This window comes from Acidovorax sp. Root217 (genome assembly GCF_001428645.1).
Taxonomy (GTDB): Bacteria; Pseudomonadota; Gammaproteobacteria; order Burkholderiales; family Burkholderiaceae_C; genus Acidovorax.
This window is the reverse complement of the sequence record NZ_LMIH01000027.1, coordinates 34,378-52,487: the sequence shown is the minus strand read 5'-3', so window position 1 is coordinate 52,487 and position 18,110 is coordinate 34,378. Positions and strand designations below refer to the sequence as shown.

At 64.8% G+C, this 18,110-nt stretch carries 15 protein-coding genes; 10 read left to right on the top strand and 5 right to left on the bottom strand.

What is annotated here, in order from left to right:
* Window positions 1–5 precede the first annotated feature (5 nt).
* From ASE31_RS23630 to ASE31_RS23610, 5 genes are all read left to right on the top strand, one after another.
* Window positions 6–251, top strand: a complete 246-nt coding sequence (locus ASE31_RS23630; RefSeq protein ID WP_057204289.1) for a hypothetical protein — start codon at window positions 6–8, stop codon at window positions 249–251.
* Window positions 252–263: 12 nt separating this feature from the next.
* The gene (locus tag ASE31_RS23625) at window positions 264–2,339 is read left to right on the top strand and encodes an AAA family ATPase (protein ID WP_057204287.1); all 2,076 of its coding nucleotides are present in this window, start codon (window positions 264–266) and stop codon (window positions 2,337–2,339) included.
* Window positions 2,340–2,429: 90 nt separating this feature from the next.
* Window positions 2,430–3,776 carry an amino-acid N-acetyltransferase gene (gene argA, locus ASE31_RS23620; protein WP_057204284.1) on the top strand — a complete coding sequence of 449 codons (1,347 nt, stop codon included), beginning with the start codon at window positions 2,430–2,432 and terminating at the stop codon, window positions 3,774–3,776.
* A 167-nt stretch (window positions 3,777–3,943) separates the two neighbouring features.
* Entirely contained in the window at window positions 3,944–4,876 is a 933-nt protein-coding gene (locus tag ASE31_RS23615; RefSeq protein ID WP_057204283.1) for a bifunctional enoyl-CoA hydratase/phosphate acetyltransferase, read from the top strand.
* The gene (locus tag ASE31_RS23610) at window positions 4,873–5,994 is read left to right on the top strand and encodes an acetate/propionate family kinase (RefSeq protein ID WP_057204281.1); all 1,122 of its coding nucleotides are present in this window, start codon (window positions 4,873–4,875) and stop codon (window positions 5,992–5,994) included. The genes ASE31_RS23615 and ASE31_RS23610 overlap by 4 nt, the downstream gene beginning before the upstream one ends.
* 8 nt (window positions 5,995–6,002) lie before the next feature.
* On the opposite strand, the gene bla is transcribed toward ASE31_RS23610, so the two are convergent.
* Window positions 6,003–6,896, bottom strand: a complete 894-nt coding sequence (gene bla, locus ASE31_RS23605; RefSeq protein WP_057204427.1) for a class A beta-lactamase — start codon at window positions 6,894–6,896, stop codon at window positions 6,003–6,005.
* A gap of 97 nt (window positions 6,897–6,993) precedes the next feature.
* Between bla and ASE31_RS23600 the strand changes: the two genes are divergently transcribed.
* The gene (locus tag ASE31_RS23600; RefSeq protein ID WP_057204279.1) at window positions 6,994–7,851 is read left to right on the top strand and encodes a LysR family transcriptional regulator; all 858 of its coding nucleotides are present in this window, start codon (window positions 6,994–6,996) and stop codon (window positions 7,849–7,851) included.
* Window positions 7,852–7,855: 4 nt separating this feature from the next.
* Here ASE31_RS23600 and ASE31_RS23595 read toward each other — a convergent pair whose 3' ends face one another.
* Window positions 7,856–9,496 (bottom strand): HD family phosphohydrolase, encoded by a 1,641-nt coding sequence (locus ASE31_RS23595; RefSeq protein WP_057204425.1) that lies wholly within the window; start codon window positions 9,494–9,496, stop codon window positions 7,856–7,858.
* 91 nt (window positions 9,497–9,587) lie between these two features.
* Between ASE31_RS23595 and ASE31_RS23590 the strand changes: the two genes are divergently transcribed.
* The 4 genes from ASE31_RS23590 (at window position 9,588) to ASE31_RS23575 (ending at window position 14,184) form a co-directional block, all read left to right on the top strand.
* Window positions 9,588–10,580 (top strand): rhodanese-related sulfurtransferase, encoded by a 993-nt coding sequence (locus ASE31_RS23590; protein ID WP_057204277.1) that lies wholly within the window; start codon window positions 9,588–9,590, stop codon window positions 10,578–10,580.
* Window positions 10,577–11,260 carry a glutathione S-transferase gene (locus ASE31_RS23585; RefSeq protein WP_057204276.1) on the top strand — a complete coding sequence of 228 codons (684 nt, stop codon included), beginning with the start codon at window positions 10,577–10,579 and terminating at the stop codon, window positions 11,258–11,260. The genes ASE31_RS23590 and ASE31_RS23585 overlap by 4 nt, the downstream gene beginning before the upstream one ends.
* Before the next feature lie 28 nt (window positions 11,261–11,288).
* The gene (locus ASE31_RS23580; protein WP_057204274.1) at window positions 11,289–12,812 is read left to right on the top strand and encodes a hypothetical protein; all 1,524 of its coding nucleotides are present in this window, start codon (window positions 11,289–11,291) and stop codon (window positions 12,810–12,812) included.
* 313 nt (window positions 12,813–13,125) lie between these two features.
* Window positions 13,126–14,184 (top strand): asparaginase, encoded by a 1,059-nt coding sequence (locus ASE31_RS23575; protein ID WP_057204272.1) that lies wholly within the window; start codon window positions 13,126–13,128, stop codon window positions 14,182–14,184.
* A gap of 415 nt (window positions 14,185–14,599) precedes the next feature.
* Here the strand turns inward: ASE31_RS23575 and ASE31_RS33170 are convergent, their stop codons facing one another.
* The 3 genes from ASE31_RS33170 to ASE31_RS31895 all read right to left on the bottom strand — a co-directional run bounded on the left by ASE31_RS33170 (window position 14,600) and on the right by ASE31_RS31895 (window position 18,100).
* Window positions 14,600–15,772 (bottom strand): 2OG-Fe(II) oxygenase, encoded by a 1,173-nt coding sequence (locus tag ASE31_RS33170; RefSeq protein WP_082604331.1) that lies wholly within the window; start codon window positions 15,770–15,772, stop codon window positions 14,600–14,602.
* A 103-nt stretch (window positions 15,773–15,875) separates the two neighbouring features.
* On the bottom strand, window positions 15,876–17,282 hold the full coding sequence (locus tag ASE31_RS31220; protein WP_157412630.1) for an acetyl-CoA carboxylase biotin carboxylase subunit family protein: 1,407 nt from the start codon (window positions 17,280–17,282) through the stop codon (window positions 15,876–15,878).
* A complete protein-coding gene (locus ASE31_RS31895; protein ID WP_157412629.1) occupies window positions 17,279–18,100 on the bottom strand; it encodes a hypothetical protein in 822 nt (273 codons plus the stop codon). Before ASE31_RS31895 ends, ASE31_RS31220 begins: the two co-directional genes overlap by 4 nt.
* Window positions 18,101–18,110: the final 10 nt, after the last annotated feature.

The following is an 18,110-nucleotide window of genomic DNA, read 5'->3' as shown; positions in this document are numbered from 1 at the left end:
TGCACATGAGTGCCCAAAAATTGTCCCGCGCCTACGCCCAGGGTGAAATCAAAAAGCTGCGCCGCATGAAGCAGCCCCTGGTGCTGAAGCTCGAACCCTCGGGCCCGCCCCGAAACCCTGTGGCCACCGCGCTGGCCCGGCGCAGCCTGTCCAGCGCGGCAGGCAAGCACATACGCAGCCGCGGGGCCCAGCGCCGCGCGGACAACGTCGCCCTGCGCAAGGCGACCCAAGGCAAGCTACAGAACGATTGATTGATTGACGATATGAATCCATTCACCAACGACGTGCCGCCGCACCTGCGGCACCCCCTGCACCCCACCGTGGCCCTGGCCGCGGGCGGGGCGCCCACCACCGCAGCGCAGGCAGCACCGGCACCCGTGCATGCGCATGGGGGGGCTGCCCCTGCGGGCGCCGTGACTGCAGCCGAGCTGGCCGTGCGCCAGCAGGCGCTGGCCCAGGCAGCCGCGCAGCTCAAGGCCGAGCTCTTCGGCATCGACGACGTGATCGACCGCGTGATCGATGCCGTGCGCGCCTGGTACGTGCTGCCCCAGCTCATCAGCCGCCCGGTCATCGTCTGCCTGTGGGGCCTGACCGGCACCGGCAAGACGCAGCTCACGCGGCGCCTGGCGCAGCTGCTGGGCTTTTATGACCGCTTCGTGGAAGTGCAGATGGACGGCTTCAGCCACGGCGCCAGCTACCGCAGCTCCACCATCTCGGGCATGCTGGGCGACTCGGGCATCCACGAAGGCGCACCGGGCGTGCTGGTGCTGGACGAGTTCCAGCGCTTTCGCACCATGGACCGCAAGGGCGAGGACGTGAAGGTCGAGCGCTACCAGGACGTGTGGACGCTGCTCTCCGACGGGCGCCTGCCGCCTGCGCTGAGCGCGCTGTCCAACATCGAGCGCAAGCTGGCCGATGCCCACTACGAGGCCGAGCGCGCCGAAACCGACGATGACGCGCGTGCGGGCAAGGCCCCCTACCGCTTCCAGCTCGACGCCTGGGACGGGCAGGAGCTCAAGCGCATGCTCAAGCTGCAGGAGCCGCTGGCCGAGATCATGCAGTGGCCGCCCGCCAAAGTGCAGGCGCTGTTCACGCGCTTTCAGCAGTCGCACCACTCCTGGGAGACCGACTACAGCAAGCTGCTGGTCTTCGTCTGCGGCAACCTCGACGAGATGTACCACGAGACCGCCCAGCGCGTGGAGGATTGCGATACCGACGCCGACATCTTCCACCGCCTCACGCGCAAGCTGTCGCTGATCGACGTGAAGAAGGCGCTGGGCGAACGCTTCAAGCCCGAGCAGATCGCGCGCCTGGGCAACGAGCATGTGATCTACCCCTCGTTCAGCAAGGCGACCTACGAGCAGCTCATCCGCAACCTGTGCACGCGCTATGTGGACGACATCGCTGCGCAGTGCGGCGTGCGCTTTGCCATCGGGCAGGACGTGCTCGATGAGCTGTATGCCAATGCCGTCTTTCCGGCGCAGGGCACGCGGCCGCTGTTCTCGTCGGTGCACGCCATCCTGAGCGCCAACCTGGTCAACGCGGCGCTGTGGGTCATGCAGGAGCAATTGCCGCTGGGGCAGGAATTCCCCATCAGCCTCGCGCCTGGCAAGCGCCACCTGCTGGTGCAGGGCCTGGGTCCGCAGGGGCCGGCAGAAACTACCTTCCCGGTGGTGCTGGAATTGAACCGCCTCAAGCAGCGCGCCAACGCCGACTTTCGCGCTTTGCTGGCGGTGCACGAGGCCGGCCACGGCCTGGCGTACTGCGTGCTGTTCGGCCATGCCCCGCAGGAGGTGAAGATCAACATCGCCTCGTTCGAGGGCGGGTACAACAGCTTTTCCAGCCTCAAGGCCACCACCCGGCAGAACGCGCTGGACATGATGTGCGTGGGCCTGGCCGGCCGCGTGGCCGAGGAACTGGTGTTCGGCGAAATGGCCTGCACCACCGGCGCCGAGCAGGACTACAAGCAGGTGACGGCCGAGGCGGCACGCTACATCCGCCACCACGGCTTCGGTGCGCGCCTGGCGCGCACCGACGTGACGGTGGAGATGGACAACCACGTCAACACCGACGTGGCCCCAAGCAACGAGGCCATCGAGGCGCTGATGCAGCAGCAGTACCGGCGCGCCCAGGAACTGCTGCAGACGCATGGCGAGGCCCTGGGCCGCACGGTGGACGCGCTCCTGCACCAGGGCACCATCGCCCCGGTGGAGATGGTGGCCTTGCTCAAAGACTGCGGCATTGCGCTGGCGGCCCCGGTGCAGGGTGGCCTGCCCGACGAAGGCCTGGTGCTGGAGCCGTTTGCGGCCAAACTGGGGGCGTTCCGCCAGGCCGTGTGATCCGGCCTGCAGCGTGGGGCGGGGTACGCCCTTATGATGCCGGCCTGCCAACGCATTCTTATTGTTCGGTCGCCCCACCCCTCGCTGCCCATGTCCGCCGTTTTCAACTTCACCTTCGTCCCCTGGTTCCGCTCGGTGGCGCCCTACATCCACAAGTTTCGCAACCAGACCTTCGTGATCGGGCTGACGGGTGAGGGCATCGCGGCCGGCAAGCTGCACAACATCGCGCAGGATCTGGCGCTGATCCAGGCCATGGGTGTGAAGATCGTGCTGGTGCACGGCTTTCGCCCGCAGGTCAACGAGCAACTGGCGGCCAAGGGGCATGAGGCCAAATACTCGCACGGCATCCGCATCACCGACTCGGTGGCGCTCGACTGCGCGCAGGAGGCCGCCGGCCAGTTGCGCTACGAGATCGAGGCCGCCTTCAGCCAGGGCCTGCCCAACACGCCCATGGCCGGTGCCACGGTGCGCGTGATCTCGGGCAACTTCCTCACGGCACGGCCGGTGGGCATCATGGATGGGGTGGACTTTCAGCACTCGGGCCTGGTGCGCAAGGTGGATGTGGCTGGCATCCAGCGCACGCTGGACATGGGCGCGCTGGTGCTGCTCTCGCCGTTCGGCTTCTCGCCCACCGGCGAGGCCTTCAACCTGAGCATGGAAGAAGTGGCCACCAGCGTGGCCATCGAGCTGCGCGCCGACAAACTGATCTTTCTGACCGAGGTGCCCGGCATTCGCATGCTGCCCGGCGAGCCCGAGGGCGATGACAACCCCATCGACACCGAGCTGCCGCTGGCCGCAGCCCAGGCCCTGCTGGCCACGCTGCCCACCGCGCAGCAGCCCACCGACACCGGCTTTTACCTGCAGCACTGCGTCAAGGCGTGCAAGGCCGGCGTGGAGCGCAGCCACATCCTGCCGTTCGCGGTGGATGGCTCGCTGCTGCTGGAGGTCTACGTGCACGACGGCATCGGCACCATGGTGATCGATGAAAAGCTCGAAGAGCTGCGCGAGGCCACCATCGATGACGTGGGCGGCATCCTGCAGCTGATCGAGCCATTCGAGAAGGACGGCACCCTGGTCAAGCGCGACCGCACCGAGATCGAGCGCGACATCTCCGCCTACACCATCATCGACCACGACGGCGTGATCTTCGGCTGCGCGGCGCTCTACCCCTACCCCGAGGCGAAGACGGCCGAGATGGCCGCCGTCACCGTGTCGCCGCAAAGCCAGGGCACGGGCGATGGCGAAAAGCTGCTCAAGCGCATTGAGCAGCGCGCGCGCGCCGCAGGCCTGGACAGCATCTTCGTGCTGACCACGCGCACCATGCACTGGTTCATCAAACGCGGCTTTCAGCCGGCCGACCCCGACTGGCTGCCCGAGGCGCGCAAGCGCAAGTACAACTGGGACCGGCGCAGCCAGGTGCTGGTCAAGAAGCTCTGACGAATTTGCCTTCAACCGGCTAACGTCGTTGGGGAGCCTTGCCGTGCTACAGCACTGTCTGCGGCTCCCCGCCTAGTTATCCGATTGAATGCAAATTCGTATGAGCACCAATATATGACCCGGTCCGGCGTCCTGTTTGTTTTCCAACCAACCCTGGTGATCCCCCGATGAACAGCTTTGATGCCGACACCCTGCTGACCCGTTGCCGCACGCTGGCCCCTGCGCGCACTGCCATCGTCCACGCGGTCAGCGCCAATGTGCTGCAGGCAGCGCGCGAGGCCCACGAGGCCGGGCTGATCACCCCCGTGCTGGTGGGGCCCGCCGCGCGCACGCGCGAGGCGGCCGAAGCGGCGGGCGTGGACATCTCGGCCTGGCAGGTGATCGATGCCGAGCACAGCCACGACGCGGCTGCGAAGGCCGTGGCCCTGGCCGCCGCCCGCGAGGTCGATGCGCTGATGAAAGGCTCGCTGCACTCCGACGAGCTGATGGGCGCGGTGGTGAAGAGCGACGCCGGCCTGCGCACCGAGCGGCGCATCTCCCACGCCTTCCTGATCGACCAGGAGAGCTATTCCAAGGCCTTCATCATCACCGACGCGGCGGTGAACATCGCGCCCGACCTGGCCACCAAGGTCGACATCGTGCAGAACGCCGTCGATCTCTGGCATGCGCTGTTCGGTGCCGACGTGCTGCCCAAGGTGGCGGTACTGGCGGCGGTGGAGACCGTGAGCCCGAAGATGATCGCCACGCTCGATGCCGCCGCCCTGTGCAAGATGGCCGACCGGGGCCAGATCACGGGTTGCCTGATCGACGGGCCGCTGGCCTTCGACAATGCCATCAGCGTGGAGGCGGCCCGCACCAAGGGCATCGTCTCGGCGGTAGCGGGCAACGCCGACATCCTGCTGGTGCCCAACATCGAAGCGGGCAACATGCTGGCCAAGCAGCTCATCTTTCTGAGTGGTGCCGAGGCCGCCGGCATCGTGCTGGGCGCGCGCGTGCCCATCATCCTCACCAGCCGGGCCGATAGCCAGCGGGCCCGCCTGCTGTCGTGCGCCGTGGCGCTGCTGCTGGCCCATGCCCGCAGCCAGGGGCTGATCAAATGAAGAAGGCCACGCCCGTGCTGCTGGTGCTGAACGTCGGCTCGTCCAGCATCAAGTTCCAGGTGTTCGAGCGCGAGTCGCTCGCCGTGCTGATGGCGGGCAAGGTGACTGGCATCGGCACCAGCGCGCAGTTGTCTGCAAAACTGGCCGGGGCCGAGGCCCCGCTGCGCACGCCCCTGCCCGCTGCCGACCACGACACTGCCATGGCGGCCGTGATCGCGCTGATCGACCAGCACGACGACGGCTGGCACCTGGCAGCCGTGGTGCACCGGGTGGTGCATGGCGGTGCGGACTTTCGAGAGCCGGTGGCCGTCACGCCCGACATCGTGGCCCGTCTCCAGACCCTCGCCCCGCTGGCGCCCCTGCACCAGCCGCACAACCTGGCCGGCATTGCCGCATCGGAGCGCCTGGCCAGCCATGCGCTGGACATCGCCTGCTTCGACACCGCCTTCCATGCGCGCATGGACCCGCTGTTCCAGACCTTTGCGCTGCCCGAGGCACTGCGCGCCCAGGGCGTGCGCCGCTACGGCTTCCATGGCCTATCGTACGAATGGCTGGCGCACGAGATCGCCCGCACGCGCCCTGACCTGCAGCAGGCCCGCGTGGTGGCCGCGCACCTGGGCAACGGTGCCAGCCTGTGCGCCATGCACGCAGGCCGCAGCGTGGACACCACCATGGGCATGACCGCGCTCGATGGCCTGCCCATGGGCACGCGCAGCGGCGCCATCGATGCGGGTGCCGTCATCTACCTGCAGCGAGAACTGGGGATGGATTCCGCGCAGGTAGAGCACACCCTGTACCAGGAATCGGGCCTCAAGGGCCTGTCCGGCGTCAGCAGTGACATGCAGGCCCTGCTGGCCAGCGCCGACCCGCAGGCGGCCTTTGCGGTCGACTACTTTGCGCTGAAGGTGGCGCAGTACACGGCCATGCTGGCCGTGTCCATGGGCGGGCTCGATGCCCTGGTGTTCACCGGTGGCATCGGCGAGAACGCCGAGCCGGTGCGTGCCGCGGTGCTGGCGCGCCTGCAGATGCTGGGCGTTTTCGAAACCCTGGTCATCCCCGCCAACGAAGAGAAGATGATGGCCCTGCATGCCCAGCGCCTGCTGGCACTGCAGGGCTGACCCATCCCCTAAGCTGCCAGGGCCCACTGGGCCACCAGCGCGCCAATTTCAGCCATGGCGGCATCGCGCTGCTCGGGCGGCGCCTCGCCGCCGGTCAGGTAGCAGCTCACCACGATGGGCTTGCGCGCTGGCGGCCAGAACACGCCCGCGTCATTGCTGGTGCCGCGCGATGCGGTGCCGGTCTTCTCCCCGGCCTTCCAGCCCTCGGGCAGGCGGGCGCGCAGGCGCTTGTCGCCCGTTTTGTTGCCCAGCAGCCAGCCCTGCAGCTTCTCGCGCGAGGCCGGTGACAGGGCCTGGCCCAATGCCAGCGCCTGGATGCAGTGCACCATGGCCACGGACGTCGTGGTGTCGCGCGGGTCGCCGGGTTTTGCCTCGTTGAGCGAAGGCTCGTTGCGGTCCAGCCGCGTGATGCTGTCGCCCAGCGAGCGCACATAGGCCGTGAGCGCGGGTGGGCCGCCGTTGCTGGCCAGGAGCAGGTTGGCGGCGGTGTTGTCGCTCAGGGTCATGGTGCCGGCGCACAGCTCTTCCACGGTGAGGCCGGCGCCATCGGCGTGCGGTTCGGTCACGGGCGAGTAGGTCACCAGGTCTTTTTTGGTATAGGTCACGCGGCGGTCCAGCTTGTCGTGGCCCTGGTCCACGCGGCGCAGGGTCTGCGCGGCCAGCAGCAGCTTGAAGGTGCTGGCCATGGGAAAGCGCTCTCCCCCCCGGTGCGCAATCTGCCGGCCGGTGTGGGTATCGAGCGCAGCCACGCCCACGCGGCCGCCCACGCTGGCCTCGATGCGTTTCAGGTCTGCCAGCCAGGCGGCGTCGGCCTCAGGGCCACTGTTTTTCTGCGGGCTGGTCTGGGCCAAGCTGGCCAGGGGGATCAGGCCGAAAGCAGCTACGAAATCTCGTCGAATCATCATTTACCTCTGTCGTTGAACGGAATAGCCGCAACGATACCGATTCGACGCACAGCGCACCATCGACAATAATCGACCCGAGACCCAAGAAAAACTTATGCACCTGCCGCTCAACGCCCTGCGCGCCTTCGAGGTGTCTGCACGCCACCTGAACCTGACGCGCGCCGCCGACGAGCTCAATGTGAGCCAGACGGCCGTGAGCCAGCACATCCGCAACCTGGAGGACCGGTTGGGCAAGCCGCTGTTTCGCCGCCTGCCCCGGGGCCTGGCCCTCACGGACGAAGGCCAGGCGCTGCTGCCAGTGCTCAGCGATGCCTTCGAGCGCATCGCGGCCGCGCTGGAGCACATGAGCGACGCCCGCCCGCGCGAGGTGCTTACCGTGGGCGTGGTCGGCACCTTTGCCGTGGGCTGGCTGCTGCCGCGGCTGCGCGACTTTCAGCAGGCCTGCCCCTTTGTGGACCTGCGCCTGCTCACGCACAACAACCGGGTGGACATGGCCGGCGAGGGCCTGGACTATGCGATCCGCTTTGGCGACGGTGCCTGGCACGGCACCGAGGCGCAGTGCATATTGCACGCCCCCATGACGGCCATGTGCGCCCCGGCCCTGGCCCACCACCTGCGCCACCCGGCAGACCTCGCGCGCCAGCCGCTGCTGCGCACCTACCGCGTGGACGAATGGGTGGCCTGGTTCGAGGCGGCCGGCGCGCCCTGCCCCGTGGTGCGCGGCGCCGTGTTCGACTCGTCCCTGACCCTGGCCGAGGCGGCCGTGCAGGGCGCGGGTGTGGCCTTGCTGCCCGTGAGCATGTTCACGCGCGAGCTGCAGCAGGGCCGGCTGGTGCGCCCGTTTGCGCTGGAGCTGCAGCGCGGCGCCTACTGGCTCACGCGGCTGAAATCACGCGTGCCCAGCCCGGCGATGGAGGCCTTCCACCAATGGCTGATGGCGCAAGTGGCGTGAGGCCTCAGGCAACCAGCGCCCTGGCAATCACCTCAGGGGGAATCTCGTCCACCTGCGCTGGCTCCAGAAATTCCTTGCCGTAGCGCGCATAGACTCCTTCGCGCACAAACACCTGGAACAGGTCGGGGTCGATGTGGCCGTTGTCGCGCATCTTGCACATGATGGCCAGCGCCTGCGACAGCGTCATGCCGCTCTTGTAGGGCCGGTCGGCGGCCGTGAGCGCCTCGAAGATGTCGGCAATGCCCATCATGCGCGCCTGCACCGACATCTGATCGCGCGTGAGGCCGCGCGGGTAGCCCTTGCCGTCCATGCGCTCGTGGTGGCCGCCCGCGTACTCGGGCACGTTCTTCAGGTGGCGCGGCCAGGGCAGCGTCTCCAGCATCTTGATGGTGGCAACGATGTGGTAGTTCACGGTGTCGCGCTCGGCCTGGGTGAGCGTGCCCGAGCGGATGGTCAGGTTCTCCACCTCCTCGGCCGTGAGAAAGCTGGTCTGCACGCCCTGCGGGTTGCGCCACTGGCGCGCGGCCGAGATGTCGCGCACGCGCTGCTGGTCCTCGGCGCGCATGGCCTCGGCGCCCTGGTTGCAGCGGCGCATGAACTCGCGCTCCTCCTCCAGCGTGTGGATGCTGTGCTGCAGGCCCTGCAGCTCCTGCGCCTCGGCGGCAGCGTCCACCACCGGGCGCAGCGCCAGCTGGCGGCGCAGAGCCGCCAGTTCAGCATCGCGCTTGAGCACCTCGAAGCGCGTGTCCACCAGGCCGATGCGGTCGTACAGGGTCTGCAGCTTGGTGGCCTTGTCCACCACGTGCACGGGCGTGGTGATCTTGCCGCAGTCGTGCAGCAGGCCGGCCATCTTGAGCTCGTAGCGGTCACGCTCGGTCATGGTGAAGGATGCCAGCGGCCCCTCCTGCGTGGTGTTCACCGCCTCGGCCAGCATCATGGTCAGGGCCGGCACGCGCTGGCAGTGGCCGCCGGTGTAGGGTGACTTTTCGTCGATGGCCAGGTTGATCAGGTTCACGAACGACTCGAACAGGCGTTCGAGCTGGGTGATCAGCAGCCGGTTGGTCAGCGCAATGGCGGCCTGCGAGGCCAGCGACTCGGCCAGGCTCTGGTCGGCCGTCGAGAACTCGGTGACCTCCCCGCTCACGGGGTCGCGCGCATTGATGAGCTGCAGCACGCCGATGAGCTCGCGGTCATGGTTGCGCATGGGCACCGTGAGGAAGGACTGCGAGCGGTAGCCCGTGCGCTGGTCGAACAGCCGCGTGCCCGAAAAGTCGAAGCCCTCTTCGCTGTAGGCATCGGCCACGTTCACCGTGCGGTCGTGGATGGCCGCATAGGCCGCCACCAGCGTATCGTTGGGCGAGCCATCGGCATTGCGCAGCGGCAACTGCGGAAAATCGATGGGCCGGCCCGTGGTGCCGCCCAGGCGGATATCGAGCGAATCGGTGCGCACGATCTCGAAGCGCAGGGCCGTCTGGTCCTCGGTCACGCTGTAGAGCGTGCCGCCATCGGCCCCGGTGATGGCCTTGGCGGCCTCCAGAATGTTCTCCAGCAGCCGGTCGATGTCGCGCTCGCGCGAGAGCGCGGCACCGATGCCGTTGAGCTGCTCGAGCCGGCGAAAAAGATGGACGGTGGATTCCTTGCTCATGGCGACCTTGGCTGCGGCGTTGGCGACCACCCATCGTAACCAAAAGTGACCGCTATCATCAGGCCTTCTGTCCTGTTTTACACCCGCCTCCGTGCAGTCTGTCACGCCATCCATCCTCACCGCCGCCCTGTACCAGTTCGTCGACCTGCCCGACTTTACGGACCTGCGCGACCCGCTGCAGGCCTTGTGCGACGCCCACGGCGTGCGCGGCATGCTGCTGCTGGCGCCCGAGGGCATCAACGGCACCATTGCCGGCCCGCCCGAAGGCGTGCACATGGTGCTGGCCTGGCTGCGCAGCGATGCCCGCTTTGCCGCCCTGCAGCACAAGGAGGCCCTGGGCGAGCGCCAGCCCTTCTACCGCATGCGCGTGCGCCTCAAGCGCGAGATCGTGACCCTGGGCGTGCCCGGCCTGAACCCGGCGCGCAACGCCGGCACCTATGTCAAGCCCGAGGACTGGAACGCCCTGATCGCCGACCCCGCCGTGGTCGTGGTGGACACGCGCAACGACTACGAGGTGGGCATCGGCAGCTTCGAGCGTGCCATCAACCCGCACACCAAGAGCTTCGCCGAGTTTCCAGCCTGGGTGGCCGAGCAGTCCGCCCCCGGCGGCGTGCTCGAAGGCAAGCCGCGCGTGGCCATGTTCTGCACCGGCGGCATCCGCTGCGAAAAATCGACCGCACTGCTCAAGTCCCAAGGCTTCGGCGAGGTCTACCACCTCGAAGGCGGCATCCTCAAGTACCTGGAGACCGTGCCCGAGGAAGACAGCCTCTGGCATGGCGACTGTTTCGTCTTCGACGAGCGCGTCTCGGTGGGCCATGGCCTCGCGCCCGGCCACCACCAGCTGTGCCGATCCTGCCGCATGCCCCTGGGCGAGGCCGAGCTGGCTTCGCCCCACTACGTGGCCGGCGTGAGCTGCCCCTATTGCCACGGCACGCGCACGCCCGAGCAGGAGCAGGCCCTGGCCGAACGCGAGCGCCAGATGCAGCTGGCCAAGGCGCGCGGCGAAGAGCATATCGGCGCGCGCCAGCCCGGTACGCCGCCTCGCGGCGGGGGCGGCAGCGGGGACGAAGGCGGGCCTGCATGAGCGCCCTGCCCGTCCTCTATTCCTTTCGCCGCTGCCCATACGCCATGCGCGCCCGGCTGGCCCTGGCCGTGAGCGGCCAGGCCTGCGAACTGCGTGAGGTGGTGCTGCGCGCCAAGCCCCAGGGCCTGCTGCAGGCATCGCCCAAGGCGACGGTGCCCGTGCTGGTGCTGCCCGATGGCCAGGTGCTGGAGCAGAGCCTGGACATCATGCGCTGGGCGCTGGCCCGCAACGACCCCGCCGGCTGGCTCACGCCCAGCCACGGCACCGAGGCAGCCATGCTGGCGCTGATCGCCGAATGCGATGGTCCCTTCAAGCAGGCGCTGGACCGCTGCAAGTACCCGAGCCGGTATCCCGAGGCGGATGCGGTCCAGGCACATGCGCAGGCTGTGGAATGGCTGCAGGGATTGGAGGCGCGGCTGGCCGGCCAGCCGTTTCTGTTGGGCGACCACGCTGCGCTGGCCGACATGGCGATTGCGCCCTTTGTGCGGCAGTTCGCCGGCATCGATGCCGACTGGTGGGCCGCGCAAACCTGGCCCCGGCTGCAGGCCTGGCTTGTGCAATGGCAGGCCGGTACTTTGTTCGAACGTGTGATGCCCAAGCTGCCCGCCTGGGTGGATGGCACCAAGGGTGTGGTGTTTCCGCACCCCGAGGGCACCGAGCCGCCCACCGGCGGCGCCTGAACACCCGGCAACGGCACACAATGCCGGCATGCCTCTCCTTTCCTTCACGCGCGCCGGCCTGGCGGCACTGGCCCTGGGCAGCGGCTTGGCCGCCATCGCGGCGCCGCTGCCTGACATGCCAGATACCCTGATCGAGAAGTCCCGCCTGCTGCGCGAATCGCGCGACCGGGTGTGGGACCCCACCTCGGGGCGGCTGGGCAACCTGAGGCAGCTGCGCATCGTGGCCGACGGCTGCACGGTGCGCGTGGTATCGGGGCCGGAAAACCGGCTGATCGGCCCCCGCGACAAGGTGGAGGTGGGCGAGGACCGCTACAACCCGGGCGACAAGGCCGTACCGCGCGATGTGGTGCTGCGCGTGCGCGGCGGTGCGCAGCAGCCCCGTGGCACGCCCTGCCTCACGCTCCAGCTGGCCACGGCCGACGACCTCATTCTCAGCGGCGACCACGCGGCCTACCTGTTCGACCGGGTGGAGCAGCCGGCGATGCGCATCTACTTCAACCCCAGTTCGCAACTGCGCGTGTGGTTTGAAGACGTGAAGATGGGCTTGCTCAGCCTGAAGTCGAACGCCGGTGCACTGGCGGGCGGCACCGGCCAGGTGCAGTGGCTGCAGTTGAGCAGTACCCAAAGCAGCACCGCGATGCTGTTCCACGAGGTGAATGCCCGGCACATCGGCGTGAGCAGCCTGACCACCAGGGCGCGCTACTCCATCCGCATCGGCCCGGAGACCAAGGCGGGCTACTACCAGCCCGCCCGCGCACCCGGCAAGCTGGCCGAGCTGTACCCGATCTGGATCGACGGCGCGCTGGAGGCGCTGGACGTACCCGCCAGCCGCGTGCACCCCATGGCGCTGACGCCGGACATCCGCCACGAGGCGCAGGCTCTGCGCGACGAGGTGCTGGGCCGTGCCGGCCCACCGCCGGTGCTGCCGTCACCCGAACCAGCCGCGCTGGCGCCCGGTGCGCCGGTAGCCACCGCACCGCGCCAGCTGGTGGCCGACGGTTTCAAGGCCTATCTGCCGCCCGGCGTGGAACTGGCCTCGGTGCAGTTGCACAAGGCCGGCGGCGCGATGGAAGGCACCGCACCCGACGTGGCGGCCGTGCGCACGCTGGTGCAGTCGCTGGGCCGCTCTCCCGATGTGATCTATGCCCAGGTGGCCTACACCCGCCCCCAGGGTGCGCAAGTGACTTTTCGGGTGCTGGTCGACCTGGCTTGCCAGGCGCCGGGCGAGCCCAGCGTCTGCCTGCCAGGCAACGGTGGCAGCAGTGCCTACACCGAAGAGCAGATCCGCGGCGAGCTGCTGCCCCTGCTGGGTGCGCAGGTAGAGCTGACCCGGCTGCAGCTGCGCGAAGGCGGCGAGGTGCTGCTGGAAGGCCGCGCCGGTGAGGTCGATGCCAAGGCCGCACTCGCCCGCATCGGCCAGCAGGCGCCGTGGCTGCGCGCCTCGTCCAGCGGGGTGGGCAACGGCAGCTTTTCGGCCCGCATGGTGCTTTTGTGCAAGGCGCCGCCGCGCCAGGGCGGCATCTGCAGCGCCCCGCTCTCTGCCAAGCGCTGAGGGCACCGGAACCGGAACCGGGCAGCCGGCGTTGCGGAATTCCGCACAGGTTCGCCGCCCGGTTCCGGTTTTCCGGCCAATGCAGTCGCCTTGGGTGCATGCCAGGGCAGCGCGTTCCGGCGGAAATACCGGCCTTTCTCCCGGAAGCCGCCTGCGCGGCCCTCTGCGCCCGGCGGCGCACCGCAGCAATGCGCCTGCTGGCACGGCGATTGCGACGAAGCCTTGCCCCGGCACAATCGCAGCAGCCCCCTGCTGCGCAGGTGCCCAGCCCCGGCCCCCCCTCGCTTTCCACAACAGACTGGAGACAACGACCATGACACTGAGCCCTTCCATCGCCACCCTCGCCGCCTTGTGCCTCGCCTGCGGCGCGGCATTTGCGCAGACCCCCGCCAAACCGGTGGTGCAGTTCATCGCCACCGGCGGCACCATCGCCATGAAGGTCGACCCGGTCACCAAGGGCGTGGTGCCCGCGATCTCCGGTGACGACCTGATGCAGACCGTGCCCGATGCCGGCAAGTACGCCACCATCGAGGTGAACAACTTCTCCGCCATGTCGGCCAACTACGTCGAGGCCAAGTGGTGGACGCGCCTGACCAAGGCCGTGGACGACGCGCTGGCCCGGCCCGAAGTCAGCGGCGTGGTGATCGCCCAGGGCACCGATACGATGGAAGAAACGGCCTTCTGGCTGGACCTGACCGTCAAGTCCAACAAGCCCGTGGTCATGATCGGCGCACAGCGCAATGCATCGTCCCCCGACTTCGACGGCCCGCGCAACCTGCTCAACGCGATCCGCATCGCCACCACCCCCGAGGCCACGGGCAAGGGTGTGATGGTCGCCATGAACAACCAGATCAACGCCGCGCGCAGTGTGACCAAGACGCACACCGGCAACGTGGAGACCTTCAAATCGGGCGACTTCGGCTTCCTCGGTGAGGTGTGGGACGACAAGGTCGTGTTCTCGCGCGCACCGCTGCGCCGCCAGCACATCGACATCGGCACTGCCGAGATGCCCCGCGTCGAAATTTTGGCCATGTTCGGCGGCGCCGACGGTGGGTTGATGCGCTACGCCGTGGACCAGGGCGCCAAGGGCATCGTGGTGCAGGCCGTGGGCATGGGCAACATGAACGTCTCGATGTTCGAGGCGGTGAAGTACGCGCTGTCCAAGGGTGTGCCGGTGGTTATCTCTACCCGCGTGCACAACGGCCGCACCTATCCGCTGTATGGATTCCCGGGCGGCGGCAAAACCACGTTCGAGGCGGGAGCGGTGATGGCCGGTGACCTGAATCCTCAGAAGGCGCGGCTGTTGCTCATGCTGATGCTGCACCAGGGCAAGGTCAGCAAGGCGGAGTTGCAGGCGGCGTTTGATCGGTAAAGTTGCCGGTTTGCAAAAAAGTCGTTCCGAAGAGCGTTTTTTTACAGGTGGCGTTTACGTCTGCGTCGGGCCTATGCTTTGTGAAAACGTCGATGGAGGACTTTTGCGAGGTTATTTCAACCATTCGCTTGCATCGAGATCCTACGTGTAGGACGATCTGGGCAGTTGACTTATGAGTGGGTCAATTCCAGAGTGTAACGTGCGTTTCACGCAGCCTCGGCCCAACCGGACCTTTTGCGACCCGGGCAGAGCGACTGCTTCGCAGCGGGGGGCGGTCAGTGGCGACCACACGTTGAACTCCTAGCCTGAGGCGTAGCTAACTGATGGTAGCTTGGCGTAGCTTGATTTAACATAACGTGCCCTCAAGAGGCCCTCAAAATTTTGTTGCAAATTTGCATCAATTAGAGTCCGCCAATTAACTCTTGGGAACTGGTAGAAAATGACAAAAAACACTAACATAATGATCGCTGCTAAGTGGCTGAGAGCGTTCATGCAGCAACTTAGCGCTCTCGAAGAGGATCATTTGTCCTGGACTCAAAGATATTGAGTGCCATCGATATACGTGATCCTGAATTCTGATGGGCCATTTGGAGCTGTCTGACTGACAGATGTTCATCGTCACACCCAGAATGTGAGAATCTAGCCTGTCTCGATGGGCAAGCAATTTCACCCCACGGCGATAGATTCGAGCTCCATACACCCAAGTAGGCCTAACGCTTGAAGAGCACCAATCCTCCACAATCGGGGTCAATTCTAGCTTAATTCTCTCTCGAAGGTGGCCCGGCAACTCAAGAAGTTTGCTTGGCAACCTTTCACCACCGGGCGTCTGCTGCAGGTAACGTCGCGCAGCGCGCTCAGGCTTGGCCAAATGGCAACTCAGCGTGTACCAGTCAATAATTGACCGCCATAAACCGTTAGGAATCGAACGCTTTACAAATCCAGAACGGGTAAGCGGCAGAAGCTCCTCACCCGGATCCTTGGATACAACTAAAGGTTCCTCGCGTTGATTGAACCATTTGGTCAATACAACCTTTTGACCCCTAATAACAGGGGCAGAGGCATGCCTCGTATACGGGTTTAGTTCTCCGTCCAATGCTAGATTGGACCAAATGAGGACACTCCCTTGCCTTGGACGAATCGACAAGCCGATCTCTGTGAAGACAGTTTCCCCACCCTCATCGGGCTCCTGAACGTAGATAAGGACGGTCAGCACACGCTGTCCTGGAGTGAGCCGAAAACGCTTCAATTCAATCGACTTGAAGTAGTCCGTATGCGGCTTGAATTCATCTCCGGGTTGATAAACGTGGGCCTGAAGCGGTTCCGACGGAGACCCACTTAATCCGAGCAACTCGCTTACGCGTCGATCAACATCAGCGACGAGAACCGAGTCTATAAGACCGAGGTGCGCTGTCTTACTACGTCTGTATTGGATACCAGTCTCACCCGATGTAGTAGCCGAAGGAGAAAGATGCGCGAATGCAATCCGGCAGAGCCGCGAACATTCCCCAACACTCAAGAAGTTGTCTATAGAATAAATCGCAGCCCGATCCGACGGAAAGCGGGTCGCGAGTGGAATTTGCAGTTCCATGTAAATTGATTGACTAGGCAAAGAGTTGAGCGCCTAGGCGTTAGGTTTACAATCCAAAGGCCATTGATGACGCTCCCCAAGTCACAATTGTGCTGAACGGCTGTTACTTCTTCTTCGTTGGCGAGGTTGCAGCTCGCTTAGTTGGGGTTTTTGCCTTCTTCTTGGCTGGTGACATAACAGGGGTTGGATCGGGTGTACTCATCTCGCCTCCATTTGGTGAATTGCACTGGCGGCGCGCCAGCGTAGGGAGCTTACCACGTATCATCGGGATCTGTGAAGCCTTCTCTAGCCGCTCCAGCGCCCAATCGGCAAACTTAAATGCCTCCTTCGGATCATGGTGTGCAACAAGGAAGCGAGCTACTACCTGCCCACGGCGCACGGTCCTGCCTGGCACCAGACTATAGTTTCGGAACAATACATTAGGATACCTATCGCGCAAACTCCGAAGCCAACGGGTAGGCAGCCCAACAACTGTCCCACCTCGTCGAGCTATTACTTTCCTTATAACGGTAGAACGGCTCCCATCGCTACAAGGAATTCGCGCGGCATGTCCTAGATAGGCATCGAGCAATATGTCGCTGAAGTCGCACTTCGTGGCTAATTCATAGGCATCCACCATCTCGCCTCCCATTTTTCTAGCATTGATCTCAAGAAGTATGGGGCCGCTCGTCGTGTAGACCATCTCAACGTCACACATGCCAAATGTCGCACCAACTGCGCCACATGCTGCGATGGCGTAGTCGAAGCAAGCCTCTTGGAGATGGTAGTCCGGCACAAATGGAATAATGTTACCGTAGCCGGAACATATATTTTGCCGATAGGTAGTTCCGATCGCCAAAGTCACTGGCACATGCCCACTGGGTGAGCAGCATATTTCCGCAGAGATAACTGGGCCGCGTAGCCATTCTTCACAAATAAACCCTCGCGAAAGAATCCAAAGCTCCGAAGGATCGGCCGATTTTACCCACAAGCGAATTTTTCGCACTGCGCCTAACAGCTCGGACTCGTTGCGAACTCGAAAAGCCAAAATGCTAGCGTGTCCTTTGACCGGCTTTATGACGCAGGGATATCCCAGTCGTTCGACAGCATTGTGCAAAGCCTCCACATCAGGAGCATGGGCATACTGAGCGTTGGGTAACCCCGCCGCCTGCAAGTATTTACGCGTCTCCACCTTGTCGCGAGTCACATCTAGGCAGGCGGTCGGTGTGAAGGGTATGCCAAGTAGTTCGCATACGCGTGCCACTTGCTCGATGACGGCATCCCGTCCAACCAAGACTGCACATATCGGCCCCTGCTTCAAGAGCATGCAAAATACTTCTGTTAGGGATTCGATGTCGTCTGTTTGAGCCAGCGCTGCACGGTCAGCGCTTCGCGTTGCCGTCGGATAAACTGTGCCAAAGAGTGCAGAGTGAACAGCAGTTGTCAAAAAGCCCCGTTCCCGCGCCTTTGCTATCGTCAAAATCCACCGTACATCGGGGTCGATGAAGACACACTGCGCTACTAAGCTCACATGCGCCTCCCGCGGCGAGCCCTTAACAGCAACGACCCCACACTAGAGCCCTCCGGCGCAAAGGTGTCGAGCAAGTCCATAGTTGAACAGAGCTTTTCCAAATCAATTGATTCGCGCCAAATTCGATGCATCCGCACTGGGATTCGAGGACAGAATTCCGCTGCGTTAACTGCGCTGGCCACCGTCCGACCGATGCTCGCCTTGTCAGTGACCAACGTGGCCACAATCACCATGTCAAACTCCGCGTAGTCGTAAGTGGCGCCGTCCGCAGTCTCTGCTTCGAGGTGGCCCATGCCGATCCTCCTTAACACACCTGCACACAGTTCGGTGGCTTCTGGATCCCAATCGATTCCGACCACCCGACACCCCAGCGCACGGTGTAAAAACGCTTGCGTCTGAGGCAGGGCGCCACCTCCAACTATGGCAATAGAGAATCCGGGGCTTCTGAAATTAACTCCGCATCGCGCCCACTGACTTAACTGGCCCTGTAGCAAGTCAGTAAAGCCCTTATTTATCCATGAACCCTCAAAAGGGTCCAATCGTTCACTGGCCAAGAACGAGCGAGCTTTTTCCTTTTCAACACTAGAGTGGAAGTGCGCATTGGCTTGTACGAGCCGATCCCGAAGTTTCTGCACTTTGGAAGCTTCCAGCACAGCGTCGATAAGTGCGTTGTCTTGAAACTGATCCAAGTACGCAAGCACAGCATCGTGCGATTGCCGCACAGTCAGGGGCCGAACTTTGGCTTGGCCAACGGCCTCCAAGAGTGGCTCAGCGAGCGACGAAACCTCAAACAGTATTTTCTCGACAGCGTGTTGCATTCGTTCCTCC

Coding starts and splice junctions, on each gene's coding strand:
- ASE31_RS23610 (WP_057204281.1), top strand. CDS start 4,873: ATGAAGAAGGCCACGCCCGTGCTGCTGGTGCTGAACGTCGGCTCGTCC.
- ASE31_RS23595 (WP_057204425.1), bottom strand. CDS start 9,496: ATGAGCAAGGAATCCACCGTCCATCTTTTTCGCCGGCTCGAGCAGCTC.
- bla (WP_057204427.1), bottom strand. CDS start 6,896: ATGATTCGACGAGATTTCGTAGCTGCTTTCGGCCTGATCCCCCTGGCC.
- ASE31_RS23600 (WP_057204279.1), top strand. CDS start 6,994: ATGCACCTGCCGCTCAACGCCCTGCGCGCCTTCGAGGTGTCTGCACGC.
- ASE31_RS23625 (WP_057204287.1), top strand. CDS start 264: ATGAATCCATTCACCAACGACGTGCCGCCGCACCTGCGGCACCCCCTG.
- ASE31_RS23630 (WP_057204289.1), top strand. CDS start 6: ATGAGTGCCCAAAAATTGTCCCGCGCCTACGCCCAGGGTGAAATCAAA.
- ASE31_RS23615 (WP_057204283.1), top strand. CDS start 3,944: ATGAACAGCTTTGATGCCGACACCCTGCTGACCCGTTGCCGCACGCTG.
- ASE31_RS23585 (WP_057204276.1), top strand. CDS start 10,577: ATGAGCGCCCTGCCCGTCCTCTATTCCTTTCGCCGCTGCCCATACGCC.
- ASE31_RS33170 (WP_082604331.1), bottom strand. CDS start 15,772: ATGGAACTGCAAATTCCACTCGCGACCCGCTTTCCGTCGGATCGGGCT.
- ASE31_RS23575 (WP_057204272.1), top strand. CDS start 13,126: ATGACACTGAGCCCTTCCATCGCCACCCTCGCCGCCTTGTGCCTCGCC.
- ASE31_RS23580 (WP_057204274.1), top strand. CDS start 11,289: ATGCCTCTCCTTTCCTTCACGCGCGCCGGCCTGGCGGCACTGGCCCTG.
- ASE31_RS31895 (WP_157412629.1), bottom strand. CDS start 18,100: ATGCAACACGCTGTCGAGAAAATACTGTTTGAGGTTTCGTCGCTCGCT.
- argA (WP_057204284.1), top strand. CDS start 2,430: ATGTCCGCCGTTTTCAACTTCACCTTCGTCCCCTGGTTCCGCTCGGTG.